The 24,998-nt window shown below is 49.8% G+C and carries 23 protein-coding genes; 14 read left to right on the top strand and 9 right to left on the bottom strand.

Annotated features, from left to right (window positions below):
- The first annotated feature begins 81 nt into the window (after nt 1-81).
- Together IZU26_RS09135 and IZU26_RS09130 are read left to right on the top strand one after the other, a co-directional pair.
- On the top strand, nt 82-1,107 hold the full coding sequence (locus tag IZU26_RS09135; RefSeq protein ID WP_433278498.1) for a hypothetical protein: 1,026 nt from the start codon (nt 82-84) through the stop codon (nt 1,105-1,107).
- Between the two features lie 72 nt (nt 1,108-1,179).
- Nucleotides 1,180-1,944 carry a Nif3-like dinuclear metal center hexameric protein gene (locus IZU26_RS09130; protein ID WP_433278496.1) on the top strand — a complete coding sequence of 255 codons (765 nt, stop codon included), beginning with the start codon at nt 1,180-1,182 and terminating at the stop codon, nt 1,942-1,944.
- A 181-nt stretch (nt 1,945-2,125) separates the two neighbouring features.
- On the opposite strand, the gene IZU26_RS09125 is transcribed toward IZU26_RS09130, so the two are convergent.
- The 5 genes from IZU26_RS09125 to IZU26_RS09105 all read right to left on the bottom strand — a co-directional run bounded on the left by IZU26_RS09125 (nt 2,126) and on the right by IZU26_RS09105 (nt 7,942).
- A complete protein-coding gene (locus IZU26_RS09125) occupies nt 2,126-2,914 on the bottom strand; it encodes an Rpn family recombination-promoting nuclease/putative transposase (RefSeq protein ID WP_433278494.1) in 789 nt (262 codons plus the stop codon).
- A gap of 564 nt (nt 2,915-3,478) precedes the next feature.
- Nucleotides 3,479-4,336, bottom strand: coding sequence for an Rpn family recombination-promoting nuclease/putative transposase (locus IZU26_RS09120; RefSeq protein ID WP_433278492.1), 858 nt, complete (start codon nt 4,334-4,336; stop codon nt 3,479-3,481).
- Between the two features lie 250 nt (nt 4,337-4,586).
- Nucleotides 4,587-6,572 carry a leucine-rich repeat protein gene (locus IZU26_RS09115; RefSeq protein ID WP_433278490.1) on the bottom strand — a complete coding sequence of 662 codons (1,986 nt, stop codon included), beginning with the start codon at nt 6,570-6,572 and terminating at the stop codon, nt 4,587-4,589.
- A 281-nt stretch (nt 6,573-6,853) separates the two neighbouring features.
- Nucleotides 6,854-7,075 (bottom strand): hypothetical protein, encoded by a 222-nt coding sequence (locus tag IZU26_RS09110; protein ID WP_433278488.1) that lies wholly within the window; start codon nt 7,073-7,075, stop codon nt 6,854-6,856.
- A 6-nt stretch (nt 7,076-7,081) separates the two neighbouring features.
- Nucleotides 7,082-7,942, bottom strand: coding sequence for an Rpn family recombination-promoting nuclease/putative transposase (locus tag IZU26_RS09105; protein WP_433278486.1), 861 nt, complete (start codon nt 7,940-7,942; stop codon nt 7,082-7,084).
- A 210-nt stretch (nt 7,943-8,152) separates the two neighbouring features.
- Between IZU26_RS09105 and IZU26_RS09100 the strand changes: the two genes are divergently transcribed.
- The 8 genes from IZU26_RS09100 (at nt 8,153) to IZU26_RS09065 (ending at nt 15,112) form a co-directional block, all read left to right on the top strand.
- Nucleotides 8,153-8,359 (top strand): hypothetical protein, encoded by a 207-nt coding sequence (locus IZU26_RS09100; RefSeq protein ID WP_433278484.1) that lies wholly within the window; start codon nt 8,153-8,155, stop codon nt 8,357-8,359.
- A 114-nt stretch (nt 8,360-8,473) separates the two neighbouring features.
- Entirely contained in the window at nt 8,474-9,025 is a 552-nt protein-coding gene (gene lspA, locus IZU26_RS09095) for a signal peptidase II (RefSeq protein WP_433278482.1), read from the top strand.
- Nucleotides 9,015-9,416, top strand: coding sequence for a hypothetical protein (locus tag IZU26_RS09090; RefSeq protein WP_433278480.1), 402 nt, complete (start codon nt 9,015-9,017; stop codon nt 9,414-9,416). Before lspA ends, IZU26_RS09090 begins: the two co-directional genes overlap by 11 nt.
- A gap of 12 nt (nt 9,417-9,428) precedes the next feature.
- Entirely contained in the window at nt 9,429-10,151 is a 723-nt protein-coding gene (locus IZU26_RS09085; RefSeq protein WP_433278477.1) for a 5'-methylthioadenosine/adenosylhomocysteine nucleosidase, read from the top strand.
- A 23-nt stretch (nt 10,152-10,174) separates the two neighbouring features.
- Nucleotides 10,175-11,677: a DUF1538 domain-containing protein gene (locus tag IZU26_RS09080; protein WP_433278475.1), complete on the top strand. Its 1,503-nt coding sequence runs from the start codon at nt 10,175-10,177 to the stop codon at nt 11,675-11,677.
- Entirely contained in the window at nt 11,677-12,324 is a 648-nt protein-coding gene (locus tag IZU26_RS09075; RefSeq protein WP_433278473.1) for a P-II family nitrogen regulator, read from the top strand. Before IZU26_RS09080 ends, IZU26_RS09075 begins: the two co-directional genes overlap by 1 nt.
- The gene (locus IZU26_RS09070) at nt 12,321-13,322 is read left to right on the top strand and encodes a biotin--[acetyl-CoA-carboxylase] ligase (protein ID WP_433278471.1); all 1,002 of its coding nucleotides are present in this window, start codon (nt 12,321-12,323) and stop codon (nt 13,320-13,322) included. Before IZU26_RS09075 ends, IZU26_RS09070 begins: the two co-directional genes overlap by 4 nt.
- A gap of 101 nt (nt 13,323-13,423) precedes the next feature.
- Nucleotides 13,424-15,112 carry a hypothetical protein gene (locus IZU26_RS09065; RefSeq protein WP_433278469.1) on the top strand — a complete coding sequence of 563 codons (1,689 nt, stop codon included), beginning with the start codon at nt 13,424-13,426 and terminating at the stop codon, nt 15,110-15,112.
- 19 nt (nt 15,113-15,131) lie between these two features.
- Here IZU26_RS09065 and IZU26_RS09060 read toward each other — a convergent pair whose 3' ends face one another.
- From IZU26_RS09060 to IZU26_RS09045, 4 genes are all read right to left on the bottom strand, one after another.
- The gene (locus IZU26_RS09060; protein ID WP_433278467.1) at nt 15,132-15,746 is read right to left on the bottom strand and encodes a DUF2271 domain-containing protein; all 615 of its coding nucleotides are present in this window, start codon (nt 15,744-15,746) and stop codon (nt 15,132-15,134) included.
- Nucleotides 15,747-15,824: 78 nt separating this feature from the next.
- On the bottom strand, nt 15,825-16,343 hold the full coding sequence (locus IZU26_RS09055) for a TetR/AcrR family transcriptional regulator (protein ID WP_433278465.1): 519 nt from the start codon (nt 16,341-16,343) through the stop codon (nt 15,825-15,827).
- A 193-nt stretch (nt 16,344-16,536) separates the two neighbouring features.
- Nucleotides 16,537-17,730 (bottom strand): TraB/GumN family protein, encoded by a 1,194-nt coding sequence (locus IZU26_RS09050; RefSeq protein ID WP_433278463.1) that lies wholly within the window; start codon nt 17,728-17,730, stop codon nt 16,537-16,539.
- The gene (locus tag IZU26_RS09045; protein WP_433278461.1) at nt 17,727-19,316 is read right to left on the bottom strand and encodes a tetratricopeptide repeat protein; all 1,590 of its coding nucleotides are present in this window, start codon (nt 19,314-19,316) and stop codon (nt 17,727-17,729) included. The genes IZU26_RS09050 and IZU26_RS09045 overlap by 4 nt, the downstream gene beginning before the upstream one ends.
- A gap of 257 nt (nt 19,317-19,573) precedes the next feature.
- Here IZU26_RS09045 and IZU26_RS09040 point away from each other — a divergent pair, with 257 nt between their 5' ends.
- The 4 genes from IZU26_RS09040 to dtd all read left to right on the top strand — a co-directional run bounded on the left by IZU26_RS09040 (nt 19,574) and on the right by dtd (nt 24,916).
- On the top strand, nt 19,574-21,271 hold the full coding sequence (locus tag IZU26_RS09040; RefSeq protein WP_433278459.1) for a hypothetical protein: 1,698 nt from the start codon (nt 19,574-19,576) through the stop codon (nt 21,269-21,271).
- A gap of 108 nt (nt 21,272-21,379) precedes the next feature.
- Nucleotides 21,380-22,843 (top strand): sucrose phosphorylase, encoded by a 1,464-nt coding sequence (gtfA, locus tag IZU26_RS09035; protein WP_433278457.1) that lies wholly within the window; start codon nt 21,380-21,382, stop codon nt 22,841-22,843.
- A 168-nt stretch (nt 22,844-23,011) separates the two neighbouring features.
- A complete protein-coding gene (locus IZU26_RS09030) occupies nt 23,012-24,442 on the top strand; it encodes an MGH1-like glycoside hydrolase domain-containing protein (RefSeq protein ID WP_021330303.1) in 1,431 nt (476 codons plus the stop codon).
- A 33-nt stretch (nt 24,443-24,475) separates the two neighbouring features.
- A complete protein-coding gene (gene dtd / locus IZU26_RS09025; protein WP_433278454.1) occupies nt 24,476-24,916 on the top strand; it encodes a D-aminoacyl-tRNA deacylase in 441 nt (146 codons plus the stop codon).
- Nucleotides 24,917-24,998 lie beyond the last annotated feature (82 nt).

Genomic DNA, 24,998 nt, shown 5'->3' with positions numbered 1-24,998 from the left:
CGTGAGTCGATACGTGAGGCGCGCATTTTTGAGCTGTACGCTTCGATTGCGCATTTTACTTGTTTCAGCTATGATACGCCTATGGTGCATTCCGTTTTCGGCGATCTGCTTGCGGCGGTTTTGCTTGCGTGCTCGAGCGCGCGGATTTTTTTTCTCAAATACGAACGCGTCGACACTGCAGCCGTTCTCGTACCGGTATCTCTTGCCGTCGTCGTTTTGCAGATTTTTTCATGGAATATCGATTGCATTTCTGCCGCTCTCTTCGTTCTTGCCGTGATCGCGCTTTTTACCAATGCCCGCGCGCTTTTCCGCTTTGCGTCGAAGCTCTACGTCGATCATTATTCTTTCGTCTTTATCGTTTTGTCGGTATGCATTTTCATCGCTTCTCTGGCGCTTGCAGGCGTTATCGTACGGTATATACCCGTCGCACTCGACCCCGCAGACTTCGGCGTCGCGGAAACGAAAACAAGGCTTGCCGGATCCTTTGCATCGGGCTTTACCGAAGCGGAATACTTTGAAAAGACTTCCGCAATGCTCTATATATACGAACCTGCAGGCGAAAAAAAATCGTCTCCCGTCGTTATCGTCGGAAGCGATAAGCGTGCCGATGCCGCTTCGTACCGGCCGTACATGGTACTGCTCGCCGCACAGGGCTATACGGTGCTCGCCTGCGATTTTTATGCTGCCGACGGACGCTGGTTCAATTCGTTTGCCGATCTGCGCATCTTCCGCAAATATTCGATGATCGCGTCCTATCTCCTGCAAGCGGAACGCTTTTCCCGCCAAAAGGATTTTTATACGTTCGGCATGATCCGCGAATTCGGCGCGATGCGGGATATCGCGAGACGAAAATTCGGAAGCGGCGTCGAATTGTTTATCGCATGCGACGGTATGGCCGACGGAGCAGCCGTCGATTTTATCAGGCAGACGAACGGAAACGTAACGGGGGCGCTTGCACTCGACAGCGTTCCCGAATACCGTACACCCGGTTTCGGCTGTATCGAACAGACCGATCCGCTGCTCGCTTCTTTTTTCGGCGTCGAACGCGATACGGCTTTGCGCGTTCCGCGCTCCCTCGTGTCGGAGACGGTTCGGCGCATTCGATAAGAGACTGCGGAAGCTGCTGTAAAAGCCGACCGGTTTTCGGCAGCTCCGTTTTAATAATCGGGAGGCGAAACTATGACGCTCGCAGAACTCGACAAATATTTTAATTCGTTTTTACACCCGGAAAATTTTCCGCACGACGTATCGCGAAACGGCATCCAAATTCAAAACAGCGATCCGGAGTACAAACCCGTCGATAAAATCGCATTTGCCGTCGATGCCTGCGAAGCTACTGCGCTCGAAGCGGCCTCTCTCGGCGCGCAGGTGCTTTTCGTGCATCACGGATTGTTTTGGGGCGACTGTACGGTTTTGACCGGCGTGCACTACAAACGCGTCGCCGCTTTTATTAAAAACGATATCGCGCTGTGTGCATATCACATTCCGCTCGATGCACACGAAAAGGTCGGAAACAACGCGGGACTCGCCGAACGCATCGGCCTGAAAAAAACGGAACCCTTCGGCGAGTGGCGGAATATGACGATCGGTGTAAAAGGCGTGCTTCGAAAACCGCTTACCGTCGACGAACTCGCTTCCCTCGTCATGCGTCCCGAAAAAAAAGCGTCCGTCTTTCCGTTCGGCGTGCGAGACATACGCACGGTCGGAATCGTTTCGGGAGGAGCGGGCGAAGACGTACAACAGGCGGCTGCCGCGAAGCTGGACGCATATATTACGGGAGCTTTCGAGCATGAAGATTATCACTATACAAAAGAAGCGGGGATCAACGTTATCGCCGGAGGGCATTACGAAACCGAAACCGTCGGAGTCAACCTCGTGCGCGCAAAGCTTGAAAAAGACCTGCACATAGAGACGGTTTTTATCGATATGCCGACGGAATTGTAAACGGCGGGACGCGCCGCTTCACTTTGAACACTCAAACAATGCGGGACTGTCTGCCACGGATGGCAGCAAACAATTGCGAACTTAAAGCCGTCTGTATGCGATGTGTGCACACGCAGACAACACCCGTTGTTATCTTCCGGCTATGTATTCATGCCAAAAGCCTTGTCGCTAAAAAAACGGATTACAGATTTTCCACCTCTTCTCTGGATAGACCAGTAGCTTGCGCTATGTTTTCAACCGACAAGCCTAAATCAAGTAAATTCTTTGCCGTTTCGAGTTTTGTTTGGTACGAACCGTCGGCAAAGCCTTGTTGTACGCCCTCTTCCCTCGCGTCCATCTCAAACCCCGACATAAAGCGGTATTCCTGCCGTGCCTGTTCATTATTCTTTACTGTCTGTATCATCGTTTCTATCCTCCCGGTATACTCCGTATTCACCGTTCCGGTTTTGACGTACTCCAAAAAACCTTTCAGTTCTTTGTCTTCGGCTTTTCTAAATGCTTGTGCGTTTATTATAACCTTTTTTGTCCCGTCGCGTAAGGGTGTGTGCTGGTCTTCAAGACAAATATTCTCAAATGTATAAATCGGTTTATTCTTTCCGATTGCATCGAACACGCACACAAAGATAATGTAGCTGTCGTTTAATGCTTTGTAGTGCTCGCCCTTGTCTAAGAATGCGATGTCGATTGCCGCTTGGTAGTATCGCATGCGTTTCGGAAGATTGTGTTCGTTGCTTACTTGCATTTCGATGTCGTAAGATTTCCCCGCCTCGTCTTTTACGAGCAAATCAAGACGCACCGATTTTGCTTCGATGCCGGTTGTCACGCTGTTTTGCGGCGACAGGTAGATGATTTTCCCGATTTGCCCTACCAAAATCATTTCAAGAAATTGCTTGCAAATGCCTTCGTCCTGCATGACTTTGCAAAACATAAAATCGTCGGCAATCGTTAAATCGTCAAAACTTTTTCTCATACATACCTCCGTACCTAATTATAGGCGCAGACGGTATAAAAACAGGAACAAAAGGGAAAAGTTTTTGCAATTATTTTTCCACTATAGTTGGCGTATAAAACCGGCAACGAACGAGGTGTCGAACACGAGGCGTTTTGGCATTGAGCTCATCCCTCGCACAAAAAAACAGCTTAAAAATGTACATCCAGAGTACATTTTTAAGCTGCGAGTTTTCTGTCGAAAACTCGACGGACTTTTCCCCGTATGGGCGTCCTGCCCACTTTTACTCCCTTAAAAAAAGCCGAAGTTTCTTTTAGGGGGAGAAAACACCCCGTTTAGGGCACAAATGGGAACCCATTCCGCAAAAAGGCTTCCGCGCTTCGCTTGTGCAGAATTTTTTGCGGGCTCGGAACCCCATCTGTGCCGCAACCATAGGTTTTCTCTTCCCCCAAATAAATCTTTTATCCGTTCCGACACGAGGTCGGGAACGCTGTACGTAATCGACGTTTTTGCAAAGCCGTCAGGATTTGCAAAAACTCGAGGTTTATCCCCGACACGGAAGCCGGGAATAAACCGAATTATAAATTAGCTAATCGATTCCACTTCTTCTTGAGTTAGACCGGTAGCTTGCATTATCTTTTTTACGGAATCCCCAAGCTGTTTTAAAATCCGTGCCGTTTCAAGAGCTTTTTGGTATGAACCGTCGGCAAAGGCTATTTGTCTTTCTTCAGCTCTCTGTACTGCAATGTCCGTATCATAATCATATTCGGCTACTAACATGTTTATTACCTCCCGTGATTTTCTCATTAAATATTCTTTTAAGATTCCTTTTTCTATACATATCTTTACCGCATTGGTAAAGCCGTTTTCTGGGTCTAGTTGGGTTTGCTTTCTTACCTCTTCTACAAAGAGGCTGTATTCTTCAAGCGGTTTGCAGGCCGTTAAAACTTTATTTGCTTTGTCCGTGTTGATGTTTAAAACCTGCACCGTCAGTTCCAGCGGGGCGTATTCAGGCTTTGTTATAAATGCATCGGACAGTTTTAAGGCTGTAGTTTCAGGATAGTCTTCCTTGCCGTTGTAAAAGACGTAGAATTCAGGCGTGGGGATTTTTGACAGCGTTCTTAAATACCTGTCTGTCGGTGCTTGCAGTTTTTCGTAGAGCCGAGATATGTATTCCAAAAAACGCAAAGGCATATTTTCGTTTATAGTTGATTGATGTTCAGCCAACACGATGATTTTACCATCGACAAGGCAGGAAACGTCATTGATTATGTTCATGTACATAACATTATCGAGTTTTATATTTTCGACCGGACAAGACATTGGTAGATTTGTACCGTGCAAAGCATTATAAAGCGACAAAAAATTCTCTTTTGCTTTTTCGTCTTCACTGAAAAGGTCGACAAAAACGGAGTCTTTATATTTTCTGTTTGAAGTACTCATAACTGCCCTCTCACTTGTCATATTATATCACAGATTAAAGGACTTTAAAAGGGAGCGATGTAAATTTAAAAGTAGAAAGCGCTTCCACGCACACAAAAAAACTGCTGAAAAATGTACATCCAGAGTACATTTTTCAGCTTAAAGTTTTAGTCTTCGTCTAAAACTTTCAAGTTTGTACCACCGCCATCCTGAGGCGGGGTACAAAACAATTACCAATTACCCATTACCAATTACACATTACCCATTGAAATTACGGCAGTGCCACAAACGGCTTTTTAAAGTCCTTCCAGAACGGGGCATTTTCGTAGGCGCTGACCGAGACGGCGGGCACTTTTAATGTTACGCCGGACAAGGTTACGCCCTCAAAAGCATAGTCACCCAATGCCGGAGGGGTTGCCCTCTTGCAGGTAACGCTTTGCAATGCCGTACATTCATAGCAGAATGACCAGTTCGTTGTACTAAGGGTAGACGGCACTTCAACCGTTTTAAGCCTATTGCACCTGTAAAGAAAGTCTCGAGACAGGTCGGTAATGCCTTCGGGAATCTTAACATCTTCCACCTTGCTGTAACCGAGGAATCTCAGCCCTATGGAAGTGAGCGTAGAAGGAAGGTTGATCGTTTGTAAATTCGGACAATAGTCCAAAGCAGAATCTTCCACCGTTGTAAGACCTGTCGGCAAAATAAGTGAAGTAAGATTGTCACTGTTGTAAAAAGAGTATTCTCCCAGCACCCTGACGCCGTCGGGCACCCTATAAGAGGTGCCGGTTTTACCGTTCGGATAGCGGATCAACTTTGTTTTAACCTTATCGAATAAAATGCCGCCGTCTACGCTTAAAAATGAACTTTCGCTGCTTAAGGCAAAGGCTTCTAATGAGGGGATTAACTCACCGAACTTAGTTATACAGGAGCCGCTGAAACCGGTGAGGGTGTAGGTAATACCCGAGTACTCAACCGTTACGTTGACGGTATAGACGGTGCCGCTAAAATCGTTTTCCCGCTTTGTCATTATTACCTGCTTTTGCGCCTTGTCGGTTACTTTATACTCTGCGCCGTTTGGGAGCGTAAAATTATCGGGAATAGTTACGGAAGACACAAAGGATACACTTATATCCGCCAGCTGTGTTACAGTGTGCTCGTAGGTGGTTGAGGTATTGCCCGGTACGGCTGTGCCGTTTACCGTCCATTTTTCCACCTTGTAGCTTGCTGAATCAGGAGAGGCCGTAAAGACGAGTACGGTGTTTTCGGCAACCGCAGTGCCGGAAGTAAAGGCTGTCCCGTCCGCCTTGTACTTTGCGCTTATGCTTCCGTTAGTGCCTGCAACGCCGAAGCTGACGGTATATGCGGTAGGAGGCTTTAACTTAAAGCTCACGGCAACCGTTACCGGCTCGGTTATTTTTACCATAGCCGTGCTGCTTCCAGGACTTCCGCCTGAAAGGACTTGTCCGCCCGTAATCGTCCACGCGTCCACCGTGTAGCTTGCTGAATCAGGAGAGGCGGTAAAGACGATAGTCGTGTCCTTATTTACCATACCGTCTGCAGGAAGGGCGGGTTCGGCACTTATGCTGCCGTTTGCACCGGCACTCATCGTTACCAAGTGCTTCGGAGTAAGCGTTTGCACTTTAAAGCTCACCTTTACGGTAAGATCGGCTTGAAGATTTACCTTCGCCGTGTTGTTTCCCGCAGTTCCCGTACCCGCTTCAAACGCCATTCCCGTGCCGAATATCTGCCACTCCTTTACCTCGTAGCCCGCAGCCGGAAAGGCCGTAAAGGTTACCGTTTTGCCTTTTTCGACATTTATGGGGCTCACATCCGTTTCGGGGACGCCGTCCGCCTTTGCTTTAAGCGTACCGTTTGCGCCTTCCACACTGAAAGTTACGGCGTACTGCGGAAGCGGCGTGCTGTTGCTTTCAAAGCTCACCTTAACCTCGGCCGCCTTGGTAACAGGAAATGAATAGGAACTGTTTGTGCCGTTTACGGCCTTGCCGTCAAGCGTCCAGCCCTTTACATGAAAGCCCGAATCAGGTGTTGCCGTAAAGACAATCGTTTTACCCTGTTCCACCTCAGCACCCGAACTGATTTCGGTTCCGCCGACTGCCGCTGTAAGCGTGCCGTTTGGCGTAGTGCTGTCCACGCTGAATGTTATGGCGTATTTAGTCGGCGGTATGGGCGGGGTGCCGCCTCCCGAATCGCTGCCGTTGGAGCAGCCTGTAAAAACGAGCGCTGCGGCAAAAAGCAAAACGCCGGCCGCTGCAATCGGTACTTTTTTTAAAAGGGCTTTACCGAGCTCCCCCCCCCCTATACAGATGTACAGGGTTCGATTTTACTTTGTTCATCATAAACCTCCTCTTCGACGGGATAAACCGCCGTTTATTATTATAACATATTCCGCTGATTTTCACAACTTTTATTAATTATTTATCAAGGACACGTGATATTTTCATTTTATTAATTATTGTTTTCAGGGCAGGTGCGCCGAATCGAGATATGACGAATTGTTACCGCGCGAGACGGCTCTGTTTACAACTGTTCGATTTCCGCTTCGGTGAGACCGGTCATCTGCATAATAAAATCAAGTTTGCAATGTGCCTGCTTCATCAGCTTTGCCGTTTCAAGCTTCGCTAGATACGAGCCTTCGGAAAGGCCTTTCGCTTCGCCTTCTTTCAAGGCAATTTCTCTTTCTTCCTCCCGCTGCACGGCTATGTCCACGTCGTAATCGTATTCGGCAATTAACATGTTCATCACTGCTCATTCTGAAAGATTTTCAATTTCTTCAGCAGAAAGGCCGGTCATCGTGCAGATTTCGGCAATCGGATAGTTGTGCGTTCGCATGAGCTTTGCCGTTTCAAGTGCTTTTTGATATGAGCCTTCCTGAAGTGCGATTTCTCTTTCTTCTTCCCGCTGCACGGCTATGTCGACATCGTAATCATATTCGGCAATTAACATGTTCATCACCTCCCGGCTTTTTCGCTGTAAGTATTCCCGTAAGATGTCGTTTTGTATGCACTCTTTGATCGCATTTTGGAAGCCGTTTTCACTGTCGAGTTTCGTGTGTTTCCGTACGGCATCTACGAACAGCGTGTACTCTTTCAGCGGTTTACATGTATGTAAGATTTCACTTCCCTTATTATAATTGATATTCGTCACGCTGACAACGACTTCGAGAGAGGGTTTTTCGGGTATCGTCATAAAGGCATCGGAAAGGCGTAATGTCGCGGTTTCGGGGTAATCTTCTTCCCCATTATAGAACACATAGAACTCCGGCGTAGGAATCTTTTTCAACCTGCGGAGATAGCGGTCGCGCGGGTTTTGAATGCGTTCATAGAGGCGTGCTGCGTACTGTAAAAAGCGGAGCGGCATGTTCGCATTGACAGTCGATTGATGCTCGACCAATACGATGATCTTTCCGTCGACGAGGCAGGCGACATCGTTGCGGAATGCCATATACATCACCTGTTCGAGACGGAGCGGCTTGAGCTCGACAGATATGTCGAGGTGAGTCCCGTGGAGCGCGTTGTAGAGGGCGAGGAAGTTCACTTTTGCGTTTTTGTCTTCGCCGAAAAAATCGACAAAGACGGAATCTTTATACCGACGATTGTGTATTGCCATAAAACCTCCGGGATAACATCTCTGCTATATATATCGCGGAGATATTGCGATTTCGGAGTTTTTTGAAGTAATTTCGGAGGAGAATTATTTCATCTTTATCTGTTTGAAAGATCCGTTCAACGCAGGCTTACCCGTATATACGTTCCATAACGTGTGCAGTGAAGACGGCAGTATTCTTTTTGCTGACAATCGTATAAGGTGTTTTATAATGTGAACGCCTACAGTAAAGAAGATGAGCCTGAATTATGTGCATTGCTGCAGTATCTTTGCGAGAGGCGGACGGCGAGCGGTTTTACGCAGCGGATCAATGCGTTTGTCGAAAAAGCGAAACGGAACGAAAAGTTCAGGAGCTTATATATGTCTTTTTTTATACAACGAATGACCGGCTTCTCGGAAGCCGAAATCAAAAAAATGTAATTGTATTTACCCTTTAAACTCGCCATTCGGCTTTTTCAGGTAAAAATTGATTTCCGTGTATCCTGTGTCGGAGTGCTAGCCGATTGCGTATTTTATCGATATACTTGTACTATTATGGATAATCGAACGAAGGCGGCAAAACTGTGGCCGCTCGTGTTGACGCTCGTCGTCGTCGCCGTCGACCAAATCACAAAATATGCAATCGTCAAAACGATATCGCCGTTTACGATCGGTTCATCGTTTTTCGGCGGCATACTGCGCATCGTGCACGTATCGAATACGGGCGTCGCATTCAGCGTCGGCGACAGCCTGCCCGATACGGCCAGGCGATTTTTGTTTGCGATCCTTCCGCTCGTCGTAATCGGCGTCGTGTTTGCCGTATACTTCAGAAACGATACGTTTACAAAGCTGCAGCGGTGGACGATCTGCGGCATCGTCGGAGGAGGGCTCGGAAATCTCATCGACCGATTTGCGCGAGCCGAAGGCGTCGTCGACTTTATCGATGTCGATATCCCGAATATCGCCGTGCCGGGATTGTTTTCGCTTGAACGGTGGCCGACGTTCAACGTTGCAGACGCATCGATCGTCGTTTGCTGTGCGATTCTTATCGTTTCATTTATGAAAACGGCCGGTGCGGAAAGCGGGAGGAAGCCCGATGGAATATAATAATTATTCCGATATCGATCGTATGGAAATCGAAGCTGAAAAAAAGCGGCGCGAAGAAATTATTAAAAAAAGCGAGCTGAAGCGCAATACGATTCTTTTTACGATCGCAAGCTGCATCGTTCAAGTGATCCTCATGCTCGTCTTGATGACGGTGCTGTACATCCTCGCCGCCGTCCTGTGCTATCGCGTTTTCAATTTGAAATCCGCGCTCCCGATTCAAATCGCCTCTCCGCTCGTATTTATCGGCGGAATGGTTTCCGGTTTTATCCTGCACAAAAAGATCATGACTGTGATTATCTATAAATTGAATCTGTACGACAAACTGCAAAAGGGACTCGGTGATTATTATCGTCCGCGCAAATCGCGGAATGAAAAGCAGGGCAATTCGTAAATCGGAGTATCCATGAAAAAGATCGGCATTATCGGAGCGATGGAAGTCGAAGTGCAAACGCTTGCATCTTCCATGACCGGAGCAGACGGAAAGGGTTCTCCGCAATTAATAAAATCGGCACACTTGTCGTTTTACGACGGTATGCTTTCCGGTGTCCGCGCGGTCGTCGTAAAAAGCGGCGTCGGTAAAGTAAACGCCGCTCTCTGTGCCGAGCGCCTCATATCGGAATTCGGCGTAACGCATATCGTAAATACCGGTATCGCGGGAGCGGCCGCTTCGTCTCTCGGCGTATTCGATGTCGTCGTTTCAACCGACGCGATGTATCATGATGTTGACGCAACTCTTTTCGGTTATAAACCCTGCGAAATCCCGCAGATGGATGCGTATTGTTTTCCGGCGGATAAAAATTTAATCAGGGCGGCCGAAAAGGCATTTGCAAAAACGGATGCGGCAAAAAAATATACATTAGTAAAAGGGCGCGTCGCTTCAGGCGACCGGTTTATCGCGGACGGAAAAGCAAAGCGGCGCATAAAAGAGCTGTGCAATCCCGCGTGTATCGAAATGGAAGGAGCCGCTATCGCGCATACGTGTTATTTGAACGATGTACCCTTTGTGATCATCCGCGCCATGTCGGATGCCGCCGACGACAACGGGGGAAAAGCGATTGCGTTCAACGAAAAAGCGGCCGCCGAAGAGAGCGCGGCCATCGTTATCGAAATGATGAAATTATTATAAGCGGAGTGTGTACTTAAGCATCTATGAACCTTTTGGAAAAATTTAAAGAGACGGCGTCGTCCGTTCTCCCCGTTATGGCCATCGTGCTCATACTCGGAGTCACTGCAGCTCCGCTCGGAAACGATCTGCTTTTGCGATTTTTTGTCGGCGGCATTTTGCTCATCACGGGCTTGACGATTTTTTTGCTCGGCGTCGATGTCGGCATTCTTCCGCTCGGAGCGCAGGGCGGTTCGGAGTTGACAAAGCGGAGGAACCTTCCGCTTTTGCTCGGCGCGTCTTTTCTCATCGGCTTTCTCGTCACCGCATCGGAGCCCGATATCCAAGTGCTCGCCGATCAAGTGCGGAGCGTTTTTCCGCTCGTAAACAAACTGATTTTTATCATGATGATTGCGCTCGGCGTCGGTCTGTACGTTATGCTCGGACTTTTGCGTACGGTTATGCGCCTGTCGCTGAAGATAATCCTTGCGATTTCCTACGTCGTTATTTTTATACTGGCCTTTGCAGCTCCGCAGAGTTTTGTCGGGATCGCCTTCGATTCGGGAGGAGCGACGACGGGGCCGATGACGGTGCCCTTTATCATGGCGCTCGGTATCGGCGTTTCATCCGCACGCTTGAGTTCGAAGGGCGGATCGAGCGATTCGCAAAGCGATAATTTTGGGCTTACGGGGATGGCGTCCGTCGGGCCGATTATGGCGGTGCTGTTCTACGGTTTGATGCTTTCGCATCATGCATCCGTCGTTTCCGAAACGGCTGCAGCGCTTGCGGGAGGAAAAGCGGTACAGGGGCTCCGCGCATTTACTGCGGTGCTGCCACATATCGTACAGGAAGCCGCTTTTTCGCTTCTTCCGGTTCTCGTGCTCTTTGTCGTATTTCAGTTTTTTTTGCTCCGCCTGCCGCCCAGGCAAGTTGCCCGTATGATTGTGGGTTTTATCTACAGTTATATCGGGCTCGTCGTTTTTCTCGTCGGCGTCAACGGCGGTTTTATGACAGCGGGGAGAAAGCTCGGTGAACTGCTCGGCATGCGCGCAGCACAAAGCGGCGGGCTTTGGACGGTGCTCCTTATCGGCACGGGGTTTTTGATCGGTGCAGTCGTCGTGTGCGCAGAACCCGCCGTATGGGTACTCACCGATCAGGTCGAATCGATTTCGGGCGGTACGATAAAGCGAAAAGCGCTGCTCGTTTTTTTGTCGGCGGGAGCGGCGATTGCGATAGGGCTTGCGATGATGCGTGCGCTCACCGGATTCAATATCATGTATATCCTCGTACCCGGCTATGCGACTGCTCTTATATTGATGATCTTTTGTCCGAAGCTCTTTACCGGCATCGCCTTCGATTCGGGGGGCGTCGCGTCTGGGCCCATAAGTTCGACCTTTGTGCTTTCGTTTGCTCTCGGCGCGTCTCAGGCGGCAGGAGGCAGTTTCGACGCATTCGGTGTTATCGCACTCATCGCGATGACGCCGCTTATTGCGATCCAAGTGCTCGGCCTTGTATTTCAGCATAAAAAAAGGGGAGGTGATAAAAAGTGATGACGGCATACGATTTAATAATCTGCATCGTTCCGCACGACGAAGGCGAGTTTATCACAAAAACTGCGGTGACTGCGGGTGCGGGCGGCGGGACTGTTATGATGGGGCGCGGCACGACGGCAAGCGGCGTGCTGCATGCGCTGGCCCTCGGCGATATGCCGAAAGACATCGTATACATACTCGTTCCCGCAGAAAAAAAATCGGACGTTGTCGGTGCGATTACCGCAGCATCGGAAGCGAAAAAGAAAAAATTCGGCGTACTCGTTACGGCCGAATCGGCAAAATTATTAAAAACCGGAACCGTTTCGGGAGGCGGAGATTATATGGCTCAAAAAACGACACATCAGATGATCACCGTGATCGCAAATAAAGGTTATGCGGACGATATTATGGCGGCAGCTCGGAAAGCGGGAGCCGGAGGGGGCACGATCATCAATGCACGGGGAACTGCGACGCCGGGAGATGCGAAATTTTTCGGTATGGAAATCGTCCCCGAAAAGGAGATGATTTTTATTATCATCGATTCCGAAAAGCTCGACGGCGTTTTTGAAGCCGTTCGTACGCTGCCCTGTCTTGCAGAGCCCGGAAGCGGCATCGCATTTTGTACTCCGGTCGGAGACTTTACCCTGCTCGGGAAAAAATCGTGAAAACCGCCGATGCCGTACTGTGCGCGCTTTCAAAGCCTGAGACGGCAGACGGTTTTATTTCAGGCGAAGCGCTTGCCGAAAGATCGGGTGTCTCTCGTCAGGCGGTGTGGAAAGCGGTAAGGCAGCTGCGCCTTATGGGTGCCCGAATCGAAGCCGTAACAAACAGGGGCTATCACCTTTTGGGTACGGGCGGCATCCTTTCGGAAGAAGCCGTCGCTTCGCTTATCGACGAAACCTTTCGTGCGTGCGTTTTCGTCTATCAAAAAATCGATTCGACGAATACCGAAGCGAAGCGGCGTTTGGCGGAAACTTCCGACGTGCGCTCCCTCAACAACACCGTGATTATCGCGTCTTCTCAAACGGCCGGCCGCGGAAGGCTCCGCCGTACGTTTTATTCGCCCGACGGTTCGGGTTTGTATCTTTCGATCATCTATGCGCCGAAGGAAAAAATCGAATCACCTGCGCTCCTGACCGCGACGGCGGCAGTCGGTGTGTGCCGCGCGCTTTTTTCGCTTTACGATGCCGATGCAAAGATCAAATGGGTAAACGATATTTTTATGCGCGGCAAAAAAGTGTGCGGCATCCTCACCGAAGGCCTTACCGATTTTGAGCGCGGCGGCATATCGTGCGCGGTCGTCGGCATCGGCGTAAATATCGCGCCGCAAAATTTTCCGCGCGACATCGCAGACATTGCAACTTCCGTGCTCGACGACAAAAAAGCGGATACGAAACGGAGCGCGCTTGCGGCGGCGATCGTAAACGAAGTGCTTTCGATTTACACATCCGGCAAAAAAGGTTTCGCCTGTGCGATGGAAGAATACCGTGAGCGCTCGCTTTTAACGGGAAAAACGGTAAGGGTACACCCCGTTGTAAACGGCGCGGGTTCCTACGATGCCCAAGTGCTCGGCGTCGGTGAAGATGCGAAATTGATCGTAAAAACCGAAGACGGAAAGGAGCGCTTTCTCGACAGCGGAGAAGTGACGCTTCATTCGAATTGAACGAAATACGGTTTTGATAACCTATAATTTTCGGCGCCGACGTTGCGATAATGCCGGCTGCATGGTATACTGTAATTGATATCAAAAAAACGGAGTGTGGCATGGACGAACAGGAATTGGATCCGTCAATCGCGGCGTTGCTTGCGGAAGCGGAACGGTCGCATCAAATCAGCGAAGCGGAATCGAATACGGCAGAGGCGGATGTACTGCCCGAAACGCAAACTGACGACGCCTCCGAACGGAGAGTGCCGAAAGGAATTCACGATGTCGATCTGGGCATCAAAGCTTTCGGACCGCAGGGAAAAATGTTGAACGATGCTCCGTCCGATGTTTTCGACGACCCGCAGTATTATAAAACGGCACTTTCCGGAGAAAACGAATCGGCGCAGCGCGTGCACGTGCAGCTTTCAAAATATCTTACGAGCCAGGATCCGAAAGATCGTTCGGTTTTTCGCCAAAATATTATTTCGGCGTATTGGGAATTGTTGCGCGGTATGTCGGAAAAATCGGGCAATATACGTTTACCCATGCCCAAACGTATGCTTATGCGTTTCGGCGTTTTGCTTCCGTCGCTTTTTAAGCCCGAACAAAAGGATTTTTTTTCGCGCATCATATTCGAAAATCTGACGAACGAACCGATCCTTTACATGGATGAATGGTTTAAAGAAGTCCTCTCCGGCCGTATGAATATTTCAATGACGGACGAGCCGCCGTCGTCGCGCAAGATCAGCAAAAATCCCGATGAAGCACAGATGCAGGAGCAGACGCGGCTCATGCAGCTGCAGTCGAAAAATTCCGGCAAACTGCAAAGCGCGGAAAGTATGCTCACGATGAAAGAGCACGAACGCGAGATGCTCGAAATCGAACTGAAGCGTCTAGTCAACGATATATGCGAACACCAGCCGTATTTCGGGCTCGAACCGCATCTCGCGCCGTATACCGAATCGCAAAAGCACGAGTTTTCCGAGATAAGCGACAAGCTGCGAAACCTTTCGCGCAACGACAAAGAGCTTTCAAAAAATTTGCGGGAGTTTGAAGAAGCGAAAGGTATTTTCGACAGCGTACAGGAAAAGCTCGATGCTGGACCGGAAATCGTCGAAATGAATACGGGCGATTTGAAAACCGAATTCGATACGGTGCGTCAGATGGCAAAGATGACGGTCGGTCGGCAGGGAAATCAGTTTCCGATTTTTACGCGCGAATTTTTTCACTGCACCGAAAAGGGAACGGGTACGCGCGAAAACGTGCTCGAAGTTATGCGCTGGATCGAATCGATCGACCCGGGTGCGTTTTGCCGCATTCACAAAAGCGTACCGAACAGAATCATTCCGTATACGCTGCTCGTGCCGACTTACGGCGACCGCGGTTTTTGTTGGCAGCCTTTCGACCGCTATAATCTCGTGACGAGCCGCGGGCGTATCGTTATTCCGATGTATCCGCGCGATCTGCACATAGCCGTGTTGACCGCAGTTGCAGACCTTCGTTGGCAGGTTGCAAAAGAAAAAGCGTCGTATTATTGGATGGAAGAAGGTCTTACCGGACAATATTATCAATACATCGATCGGCAAAAATTAAAAGGCGACCTCAAACAATTCTTTATCGAAGACTACATCTTGTGGATGACAAAAGAATCAACGGGCGTGCAGCGGCTCGATAAAGAAGTGCGCGGCATCTTTTGGCGCAATATGCCGTTCCCTCAAGCGCTCAAAGAAGAGCTTAGGAAGCGGAGCCTCGTGTACGACGAGTTGTGCATCAAAGATAACAACCGCGCGATGTCGGACGGATATTGATCGGCAGTCCGTGCGGCGTTTATCGCACGGTTACGATGACTTTATCGACTATCGTTTTCGCCGTCGTCAATTTTGAAACGTCCGTGTAAATCTTTCCGTCGCTGCCGTCTTCGGATCCCGTTCCCGTAAGTGAAAGCGCGATTTCACCGCCGGCACCCGAAGGAATCTTCGCTTCGTATACGACGGAAGGCTGGCCGTTGACGCCGGAATTTTTCTTCGTATAAAAATCGTTGTAGTCGAAACTCGTGTTGAACTCCGCTTTGATAACGTATGTTCCGTCGCCGATTTCGGCGGTGAACACGACACCTCCTTTCGGCGTTGCGGCCGTTACGGCGTCCACGTCGGAATTGCCCGGAGCGCCTTTCGCGCTTTCGTAGTGCGCCGCATGGTACCATACCGGAAGCGATTCCGGCCGGCCGGCTTTCGGACCGACGATCCAATTACGCTTGCTTGCGCGCTGCGTGACGTAAAGCGTGCGCACGTAGTTTCCGTTCGCATCTTCAAGCCAAACGGCGCATTGAGACGCCATCTTTTCTTTCCAATTTTTTCCGGCTCCGATACTGACGGTCGCTTCTCTTGCGAAAAGCGCCGTGCCCAAAAGCAGGATTCCCATAATTGCACATGCTTTTTTCATTATATACCTCCAAAAATTGCATTCATCCATATAGCGATAAAGCGATCCGTATATCGCTTTCCGTTATTCCAATATTTTTTATCGCATTTTTTTTAAGATGACCGATTCGATGCAGCCCCACAATCCCGAAACGAGCACACCCACGTCGAGGGCGGGATTCGCCGAACGCGCGATACCGCTTTGAACGCATTCTTTGAGCAGGGCGGTTCCGGTTCTGTTGCACACATAATACCGTTCTATAATTTTATCGTCCGCATCCGATGCCGATTCGATACCCTGCATGACCAGCAGCGCTCTCCGCGGATTTTCAAAGCACCATGTGCGGAACGCATCGATCGCGCCGTACAGCCGCTTTTTGCCGGGCCGCGAACCTTTCGCCCCGTCTGCGATTCGGGCGTTGAGCTCGTTTAAGCAATCGAGACTGATCGCTTGAAAGAGTTCGTCTTTGTCTTTGTAATAGTGGTAGATATTTGCCGCCGTAATTCCGCAATTCGAGGCAATATCGCGCATGGCGATCTCGTCGGGGTTTTTGTGCATGAGCAGTTCAAGCGTTTTCGTCTTTATCGCCGGAACGATTTCCGGATTCGCGTTCCGCATGTCGCCTCCTTGTAAGATTTTTGTAAACAATGATAATTTAACGCTGTTCAATTATTCTGTCAAGAGGTGCTGTAAAAAAACTGTGTTTTCGCGGGCGTTATCGCGCTGCCGCGAGAGCGGGGGCGGTGAAGGTTTTGATTGATGTTCGGAATATAGAGACTGCCGAAAAAGCCGAGTGCTTTTTCGGCAATGCTCAGTGCGCGGCAAAAAACGCGCCGAAAGATTTTACGATATCGGCTCCCGCGATAAAAGTGCCGGCAGAGCTTCCGAGTGTCGAAAGCAAAAACACGAGGAGCACGCGAAGGAGGCGGTTGCGGTACCAGCCTTTTATGCTTCCGGCATCGGTTTGAAGATTTTCCATATCGGACACTTTCGGTTTGCAAAAATACGTCTGCACGATGCCCGTGACGAGTCCGACGCCGATAACCGGTGTGAGAGACGTGACCGGAGCTCCTACGGCTGCGGCCGCAATCGTAATCGGGTGTCCGCCGGCCGCAAGCGTGCCGAGCGCCGCAAGAGAAGCGTTCCACAGTATCCAGCTTCCGATCATTTCGCTTCCGACGTGCTTTCCGCCGAGCGCAAAGCCGAGGGCGACGAGGGCGATTATCGCGAGCGGGATGAGCCAGCCGGCGTATTTTGCAATCCCCCTTTTCGGCGGCGCTTGGTCGATGTCGCTCGTGTCGGTCGTCTCGTCTCCGGCTGCGATTTTTTTGAGGTGCGCTTCTACGCCGGGAAGGTGCCCCGCACCGAGGACTGCAAGTACGTGGTCGCCGTTTGCTTCCCAAATGCGAGAAGCGAGGTAGCGGTCGCGCTCGTTTATGAGCACTTCCTTTACCGCGGGCAAATATTCTGCGAGCTCGGTCATCATCGAATCCATTTCATTCGATTTTTTCAAAGCTTCGATCTGTTCGGGCGATATTTTTTCTTTGTCGAATGCGCTTGCGATGAGTGCGGAAATCAATTTGCTTTTTCCCCACAGCGAATTTTTCGCCCATGCCCGACGGAGCGTTACGGCTATCGGCCGGTCGACCATGATCGACGGAATGCCGAGTTCGGAAGCTGTGTTCATTGCGGCGAGCATTTCGTCTCCCGGTTTTACGCCGACGTTTTCGCCGAGCCGCTTTTGAAAAGACGCGAGTACCAAATTTGCCAAAAGCAAAAAACCTTCTTTACGCTTTAGCACCGCGATGATATCGAGCTTACGGTAGCTTTCGGGATCGGTCATGGAACGGCTGCGCTTTTCGTCGAGCTCGATTGCGACGCAGTCGGGCTTTTGCTTTTTAATCGCGTCCGTCACTTCTTGTATACTTTCGTTTGAAACGTGCGCGGTTCCAAGCAGCGTAATCGTCCGTCCGTTCAGTAAAATCGTTTTTTGTGTATTGCTCACTTTCCGAGGCTCCATTCGGCAAGCCGGTATTCGAAAAACATCGGGGCTTGCATTTTAATAATTTTCGAATAATATTCGTTTGCGAGCTTTGCCGAACCTTTGAGCTCGTAGAACAATCCCATGTAGTACCACATCCTGCCGCGCTCGGACGGTTTGTCGATTTTATCGATTTTGAGCCTGAGCGAATTTTCCGCGTTGAATCCGCCCTGATCGTGATAGAGGCGCATCATTTCGTAGGCGAGCGATGTGCGATCAAAGCCGCGCATCGTCTGCGCTAAAAATTTTTTGCAGTCGATGACGTTTTTTTCTTTGAGATACGCGGCGGCTGTCATGAGCACATAGGAAAAATCGCTTTTGTTGTACGAATACGCTTTTTGAAACGCGGTGCGTGACGCCGCCCAATTCCCTTCATGCCATTCGAGCAGGCCGATATCTTTGTATGCGTAAAAATAGGCGGGATTCGTTTCGGCGACTTTATTAAAATCGGCGAGCGCTTCTTTATATTTTTTTTGTTCGTCGTAGAGCCCTGCCCGGTACACGTATGCAAGAAAATACGACGGATCGAGCGCGATTGCTCTTGTCCACGCAGCCTCCGCTTCTTCGAATTTGCCGCGGTAGCGAAGGTAGGTTCCCAAATCGAGGTAAAAGTCGTAATTCGAATCGTCGACTGCAATTGCCTTTTCTATGTATGCCGATGCTCGAAGATAATTATTATCGTCGGCTTCGATCTTCCCCAAATACGAGAGGGCAAGCGCATGGGAAGCGTCCTCTGCGAGGATCGTTTCGAAGGATTTTTTCGCTTCGGCTATGTTGCCGATATAAAACGCTGTCTGTCCGAAACCGAAGAGCGCGTCGATATTGCCGCTTTCGCTCTGCAGGGCTTTTTTGTATGCGGCGTTTGCAAGTTTGAATTTGTGCTTGAGCGCATATTGCTCGGCGAGCGCGATGTTTGCCGCCGCATTGTTCGGATCGGAAGCGAGAAGACGTTTGATAAATGCGTCCGCTTTTCTTTTGTCGCCCGATGCAAGTGCTGTCTGCATATTGAGTTCGAGCACGTCGATATTGTCCGCATCCCGTTCCAAAAGCGCCTCACCTGCGGCTTTCGCTTCTTCCGTGCGCCCTGCCGAAAGAAGGAGTGATGCGCGGAGGATTTCGATTTCCGTGTTTTCTTTGAGCGCATCGGGAAGATTTTCAAACGATGCGAGCGCGCCGTCCGTATCGTTTGCTGCAAGATACGATTGCAGGTGCCGAACGAATGCGACATCCGCAGGAACGACCGTCTCTTCGCTCTGTACGGCGGTCGGCTCTTCTGTAACGGAAGGAGAGGATGCTTTCACTTCGGTAATTTCGGCTTTGCTCTCCGTGCCGCCCGTTTCCGCATTAACCGTATCGGACGGCTTTTCCGTCTGCATCTCCGTTCCTTCGGAGGGAACGGCTTTCGTACTTTGCGGAGGAGAAAGCGCTTCTGCGCTTTTCTGCAGGCCGTTTGCGTTTTGCCCGCTTTTCGGCGTACTTGCGCACGATATAAACAATACGGTGAGTACGGCTGCGAATATGCCGCCTACGCGGCTGAGGGATTTTTTCATCGTGTATTCCTTACTGTTTTCTCATATATAATACATAAAAAAGAGCAAAATTACACCGGCGGTTGCAATTCCTTGCGCCATTGGGTACACTGTCGGCAATGTATAGGAATTTTGTCCGGAAGTCACTTGGGCTCCTTTTTGCGTATATCGTTATAATTGTCGGCATTTTTATCCTGCAATTTAGGAGTGATTCCGTCATATCGGAAAAGATCGGAAATCTTCGCATATCGCTTGCCGAAACGCGCGGAGACGACGGTATGGGTGTTTTGCGAAATCGGATGATCGTGTCGTTTAACGGCATTACGTTTACGGCCGACGATACGCATCCTTTGACACTTGCCGTGCGCGGCGAGCGGACGCCTCGAAACCTTGCGCTCGTATCGTGGAAAAAGCCGACCCCGCGTTCCTGTGAATTTTCGTTCAGCGACGGCGTTTTGCTTTCGTTTTCGGTGACCGGCAGCGCGGAAGCAGAGCGCTTGACCGTACACGCTTCCCTTCCGGAAAACGCCGCCGACCTGCGTCTGCACTACGAAATCGTTCCGGGAGCCGCGGTCGTTTCCGAGACGGATACGCACGTACAGCTCGATATCAGAAACAGCCGATGGGAATTTGAAGCGGCTGAAATCTCAGGCGGCGCGGTTGCATTTACCGACCGCGCATCCGTCGCGTCGTATTCGTATTACGATGCGACGAAAAAATTCTCGTTTGAAAACACATCTCGTTTTGCGTCTGCGGAGCGGAGCGCGTATTCGGCAACGATCGTCGCTTTAAAGCAAAATTTAATAGCGGCGTTTGCCGGTCAGCAGGATATCACCGAACAGGAAGCCGTTTCGTTTGTCGCGGCTATGTCCGAGCGCGGCCGTTACAATGAAGCGATCAACGCGGTGCCTTCCTCGTTCAGGCGCGGCGTACAGCGTACCTATCTTTCGTCTCCGTATTTCGATACGCTTGCGACGATGAACCGTTCGCTCGAACAGCAGATCGCACGTTACCGCGATATCGTTTCGCAAAATACGATCGACGCGTTTTCCGTTTCCGGCATCGTCGACTATATGTGTATGCATCCGGGATCGGACGCAGTCAGAACTCTGTTGGCGACCGCTGCCGATGCGAACTCGCTTACCGTCTCGCAGGCGGCATCGATTCTCGCGGCTTACGATTTGCTTCTTGCCAAAAACGCCGATTTGGCGGCAATCGTGCAGAGCGCCGCTCAAGTCTGCATCGATAAAATTACCGAGTCTTGTTCCGTTGAAAACGAGCGGATTACGATTTCCGAAAACGGCGCTTTCGTATCGGTCGTTCAAGCGGCGGAAATAGGAGATGCTCTTGTGCGTTATGGGCAGGCGTCCGGAGAGGCGGCGCTCGAGCGAGGCGGCTACGTGATATTAAATTCGTACCTTGCGGAAAGCGCCTCGTTCGATCTCCGTACGCTTGCCGCTTTGTATCCGATCGTCGTGCACGACAATCCGTACTATCCGCATTTTGCGCTGCTCGGTTTCGACGGCGGAGATGCGGTATGGGCATGGACGTGCGCTGCGAATATGACGTATCAAAACGACGGCAGGGGAACGGTTACGGTGACGATAGATTTTCCGCAGTCGTATACGCATTACGTTATCATAAACGGCATACGGCGATTCAGAACGATTTACATTTACGATATGGCATTCCGCACCGATCCTCGCTTCGAAACGTACAACTCGTCGGGCTACGTGTACAGAGCGGATACGAATACGCTGCTCTTGAAGTCGCGCCACAAATCGCAGATAGAGACGATACGCTTTATCTATTCCGATGCGGCGCGCGAAGCTGCCGAGCGCAGGACGATCACTGAAACCGATGCGGCCGGTAATGTCATAGCTCCTCCGCCCGAGCCGTCCGCTCCCGCAAGCGCGCTGCCCGAAGGCAATATCCCGATGTCGACCGGCAACGCGTCTCCCGAATCTGCAGAGTGACGGCGGTACCGAGCGGAAGTTTCGTGCGGATTTTAGCGAGGCGCTTTCGAAAACCCGATTGAAATTTTTAGAGGGTCGCATAATTATTTTGAATACGGAGGGCTTCTAATGCCGCAAAAAATCGCAAACAAGATTATGCTCATTACCTATGCCGACTGCATGGGAAACGATCTGAAAGACCTCCAATATGTGCTTGAGCGGTATTTGGACGGAGCGGTCGGAGGTCTCCATATTTTACCGTTTTTTCCATCGTCGGCCGACCGCGGGTTTGCACCCTTAACATACAAAGAGGTCGATCCGCGATTCGGCACGTGGGACGATATCGCCTCTCTCGGAAAAAAATATTATCTCATGTACGATTACATGATAAATCATCTTTCGTCGGCGAGCACGATGTATAAAGATTTTTTGGCAAAAAAAGACGCTTCGCGCTATCGTGATTTTTTTATCCGTTATAAAGATTTTTGGGCGAAGGGGGAGCCGACTGCCGAAGATATCGACAGGCTCTATAAACGCAAAAATATTCCGTATATCGAAGCCGAATTTGCCAACGGTTCGAAAGAAAAACTGTGGACGACGTTCAGCGATTATCAAATCGATATCAATCAATATTCCGAAGAAGCGAAAAAATTTTTAAAAGACAATCTCATCTTTCTTTCCGAACACGGCGCTTCGATCGTCCGCCTCGATGCGGTCGCGTATGCGTCCAAGCGCGAAGGTACGGATTGTTTTTTTGTCGAACCAGAGATTTGGCGGCTGCTCGGCGAATGCGATGAAATCCTTTCTCCGCGAGGAGTGGCCGTTCTTCCTGAAATTCACGAACACTATTTTATACAGAAAAAAACGGAAGCGCAAGGATACTATACCTACGATTTTCAACTGCCGATGCTCACGCTCAATGCGCTGTATTTCGGAAAATCGATGTATTTGAAAAATTGGCTCCTCGTCTGTCCGCGAAAACAGTTTACGACGCTCGACACGCACGACGGTATCGGCGTCGTCGATGCGCGCTATTTGATGAGCGACGAAGATCTTCTTGCGACGAGGCGGAAATGTTTCGAGCTGAATCCGGGAACTTTCGAACTCTATGAAAAATTCGGCATCCGTATGGATCTCGCTCGATTCGATACGTATCAAATCAACTGCACGTATTATTCGGCATGCGGTAATGATGATAACAAATATTTTATCGCACGCGCGCTGCAGTTTTTTGCGCCCGGTATTCCGCAAGTGTATTATGTCGGCGTGTGGGGCGCCAAAAACGATTTCGAGCTTTGCAATAAAACGGGCGTACATCGCGATATCAATCGCCATTATTATCCGCTCGATGAAATCGATCGCGTTTCGGCTTCTCCTCTTGCGCAAAAGCTCGTTGCGCTCATGAGATTTCGGAACTCTCATCCTGCGTTCGACGGCGAATTCCGTCTTTTGCCGTCTGATGAACACAGTTTGCGCATCCTCCGAAAAAACGGCGCCGACTATGCATACCTTTTTATCGATTTCCTCACATATTCCTGCGATATTGCATATTCGGAGGATGGCGGTGAACGCCGCTTTCCGTGCGGCTTTTAACGCGACGCTTTCGGTTGCCGTTTTGATCTGCGCGCTGCGTAGATCCGTCGTATGTACCGGCTACGGAAAATAAAAAAATCTCCGTTTTTATAAAAAATATTTTGCGTTTTTATAAAAATGTGGTATACTGGTAAAGACTACTTTCGTACAGCAGTTGCAGGAGTACCAGTGAATAAACACGATTTTCCGAAAATTCATTTTTACGATCAGGATTTTGTAGATATTTATAATAAAACGTGGTCGATGCTTGCAGATTTTTGGATCGACCCTGCGACGTCAAAAGAATCGCCGTCCGGTTGTTTTTTATATCCCGAAAGCGGAAAGTGCGTCATTGATCAATTCGAATCGATTTTTTCTTCTTTTTTTCTCGTGTATTCGAACCGTAATTTCAATGCGAGCCAAAACATCGATTATTTTTACGACAAGCAGGAAAAAAACGGTGCGATCCGTTGGCGTTACGATGCGAAAACAGGAAAACCCGTTCTGCCGCGCACGAATCCCGAAGGCGCCGGCATGCCGCTTTTTGCGTGGGCGGAGTTCAATCTCTACCACAAATCCGCAAACAAGCGGCGCATCAAAGAGATCATGCCGAAACTGCAAAAATACATGGCGTGGCTCGACGAAACGTTTAAACGGGAAAACGGCTTATATGCGGTCCCGTTTAGCGCGAGTACGATGTTCAACGCTCCGCGCGAAAAGAGCGTGTACCCCGTCGATTTCAATGCGGCTATGGCGATCAACGCGTCTCACATGTCGGCTCTCGGCGATATCCTCAACGATAAGGATTTGAGTTTCCAATACCGGCGCATGTACTTTTCGATTAAGACGCGGATCAATTCGCTTATGTGGGACGATGCGACGTACTTTTATCATGATCTCGACAAAGACGGAAAGCGTTTGAGCGAAAAAACGATCGCGGGGTTTTGGCCGCTTCTCGCCGAAATCCCGAACGCCGATAAAGCGGAGCTGCTCATCTCCCACTTGAACGATCCCGAAACTTTCGGTACCGATCATCCGTTTCCGACGCTTTCGGCCGACAGCAGATCGTTTAAAAAATCGGGTGAAGGATTTTGCGGCAGCGTATTTCCCGCATTCAATTTTATGGTCGTCAAAGGACTCGAAAAATACCGCCACTACGAACTTGCGCGCGAGTGCTCCATACGTCACCTCTACTATATCCTCGAAGGGCTCATGCCGAACAATCCGAAAGAAAAGGGTGACGTGTACGAAGCGTACCTGCCGACAAAAGAAGGCAAAGCGTCCATGGCAAAAGATTCGGGCTTTCCGCGTCCGCACTATCTCATCACCGTCGGCCTTTCGACGATTGCGCTGATGATAGAAAACGTCATCGGTCTTTCGATAAGTCTTCCGCGCAAAACGGTCGACTGGATTATCCCGAACCTCGAAATCATGGGTATCGAAAATCTGTCGCTCAAGCGCAACCTCATAACGATATTGAGCAATAAAAGCAGCCGCGGCTGGGAAATCCAAATGGAAAGCGAAAAGCTCTACTACTTTACGATCAATATTCTGGATCAAAAGAAAAAGACGCTGCCGATTCCGTCGGGCAAGTGTTCCATGCTCATCGACAAATTGTAAATCGGCCGAATCGGCAAAGGGAATAATCTCATAATGAAAGCATTGATTCAACGCGTAAGTTCCGCATCGGTATCGGTTGACGGTGAATGCTGCGCTTCGATTTCACGCGGCTTTCTCGTCTTTTTAGGCATTACGCACGGAGATACGGAAACGGCCGCCGAAAAACTCGCGGAAAAAATCCGAAAGCTTCGCATCTTTGAAGACGAAAACGGCAAGACGAATTTGTCGATCGAAGACGTTGCGGGCGAACTTTTAGTCGTATCGCAGTTTACGCTGTACGCCGACTGCAGGGGCGGCAATCGGCCGGGCTTTGAAAACGCGGCGAAGGGCGATTATGCGGAGCGCATGTACGAGTATTTTTTATCGTACTGCGAGAGCCGATTCCGCTCTGTCGGGCACGGCATTTTCGGAGCCGATATGAAAGTTTCGCTCGTAAACGACGGTCCCTTTACGATCATGCTTGAAATCGCCTAATTGCACATCGCCTAATTGTACGCTTGAAGTTGCGCGGCGAATTATATTATACTGACGAAAGATGCCGAAAGTTCAATTTATT

Source organism: Treponema sp. SP13, from assembly GCF_050938355.1.
Classification (GTDB): domain Bacteria; phylum Spirochaetota; class Spirochaetia; order Treponematales; family Treponemataceae; genus Treponema_D; species Treponema_D socranskii.
This window is presented reverse-complemented; position numbering and strand designations above follow the sequence as displayed.

Excerpts from the sequence above, each read along its gene's own strand:
- IZU26_RS09135 (WP_433278498.1), top strand. The coding sequence starts at position 82 with ATGGTGCATTCCGTTTTCGGCGATCTGCTTGCGGCGGTTTTGCTTGCG.
- IZU26_RS09130 (WP_433278496.1), top strand. The coding sequence starts at position 1,180 with ATGACGCTCGCAGAACTCGACAAATATTTTAATTCGTTTTTACACCCG.
- IZU26_RS09125 (WP_433278494.1), bottom strand. The coding sequence starts at position 2,914 with ATGAGAAAAAGTTTTGACGATTTAACGATTGCCGACGATTTTATGTTT.
- IZU26_RS09120 (WP_433278492.1), bottom strand. The coding sequence starts at position 4,336 with ATGAGTACTTCAAACAGAAAATATAAAGACTCCGTTTTTGTCGACCTT.
- IZU26_RS09110 (WP_433278488.1), bottom strand. The coding sequence starts at position 7,075 with ATGAACATGTTAATTGCCGAATACGATTACGACGTGGACATAGCCGTG.
- IZU26_RS09105 (WP_433278486.1), bottom strand. The coding sequence starts at position 7,942 with ATGGCAATACACAATCGTCGGTATAAAGATTCCGTCTTTGTCGATTTT.
- lspA (WP_433278482.1), top strand. The coding sequence starts at position 8,474 with ATGGATAATCGAACGAAGGCGGCAAAACTGTGGCCGCTCGTGTTGACG.
- IZU26_RS09090 (WP_433278480.1), top strand. The coding sequence starts at position 9,015 with ATGGAATATAATAATTATTCCGATATCGATCGTATGGAAATCGAAGCT.
- IZU26_RS09085 (WP_433278477.1), top strand. The coding sequence starts at position 9,429 with ATGAAAAAGATCGGCATTATCGGAGCGATGGAAGTCGAAGTGCAAACG.
- IZU26_RS09080 (WP_433278475.1), top strand. The coding sequence starts at position 10,175 with ATGAACCTTTTGGAAAAATTTAAAGAGACGGCGTCGTCCGTTCTCCCC.
- IZU26_RS09075 (WP_433278473.1), top strand. The coding sequence starts at position 11,677 with ATGACGGCATACGATTTAATAATCTGCATCGTTCCGCACGACGAAGGC.
- IZU26_RS09065 (WP_433278469.1), top strand. The coding sequence starts at position 13,424 with ATGGACGAACAGGAATTGGATCCGTCAATCGCGGCGTTGCTTGCGGAA.
- IZU26_RS09060 (WP_433278467.1), bottom strand. The coding sequence starts at position 15,746 with ATGAAAAAAGCATGTGCAATTATGGGAATCCTGCTTTTGGGCACGGCG.
- IZU26_RS09055 (WP_433278465.1), bottom strand. The coding sequence starts at position 16,343 with ATGCGGAACGCGAATCCGGAAATCGTTCCGGCGATAAAGACGAAAACG.
- IZU26_RS09045 (WP_433278461.1), bottom strand. The coding sequence starts at position 19,316 with ATGAAAAAATCCCTCAGCCGCGTAGGCGGCATATTCGCAGCCGTACTC.
- IZU26_RS09040 (WP_433278459.1), top strand. The coding sequence starts at position 19,574 with ATGGGTGTTTTGCGAAATCGGATGATCGTGTCGTTTAACGGCATTACG.
- gtfA (WP_433278457.1), top strand. The coding sequence starts at position 21,380 with ATGCCGCAAAAAATCGCAAACAAGATTATGCTCATTACCTATGCCGAC.
- dtd (WP_433278454.1), top strand. The coding sequence starts at position 24,476 with ATGAAAGCATTGATTCAACGCGTAAGTTCCGCATCGGTATCGGTTGAC.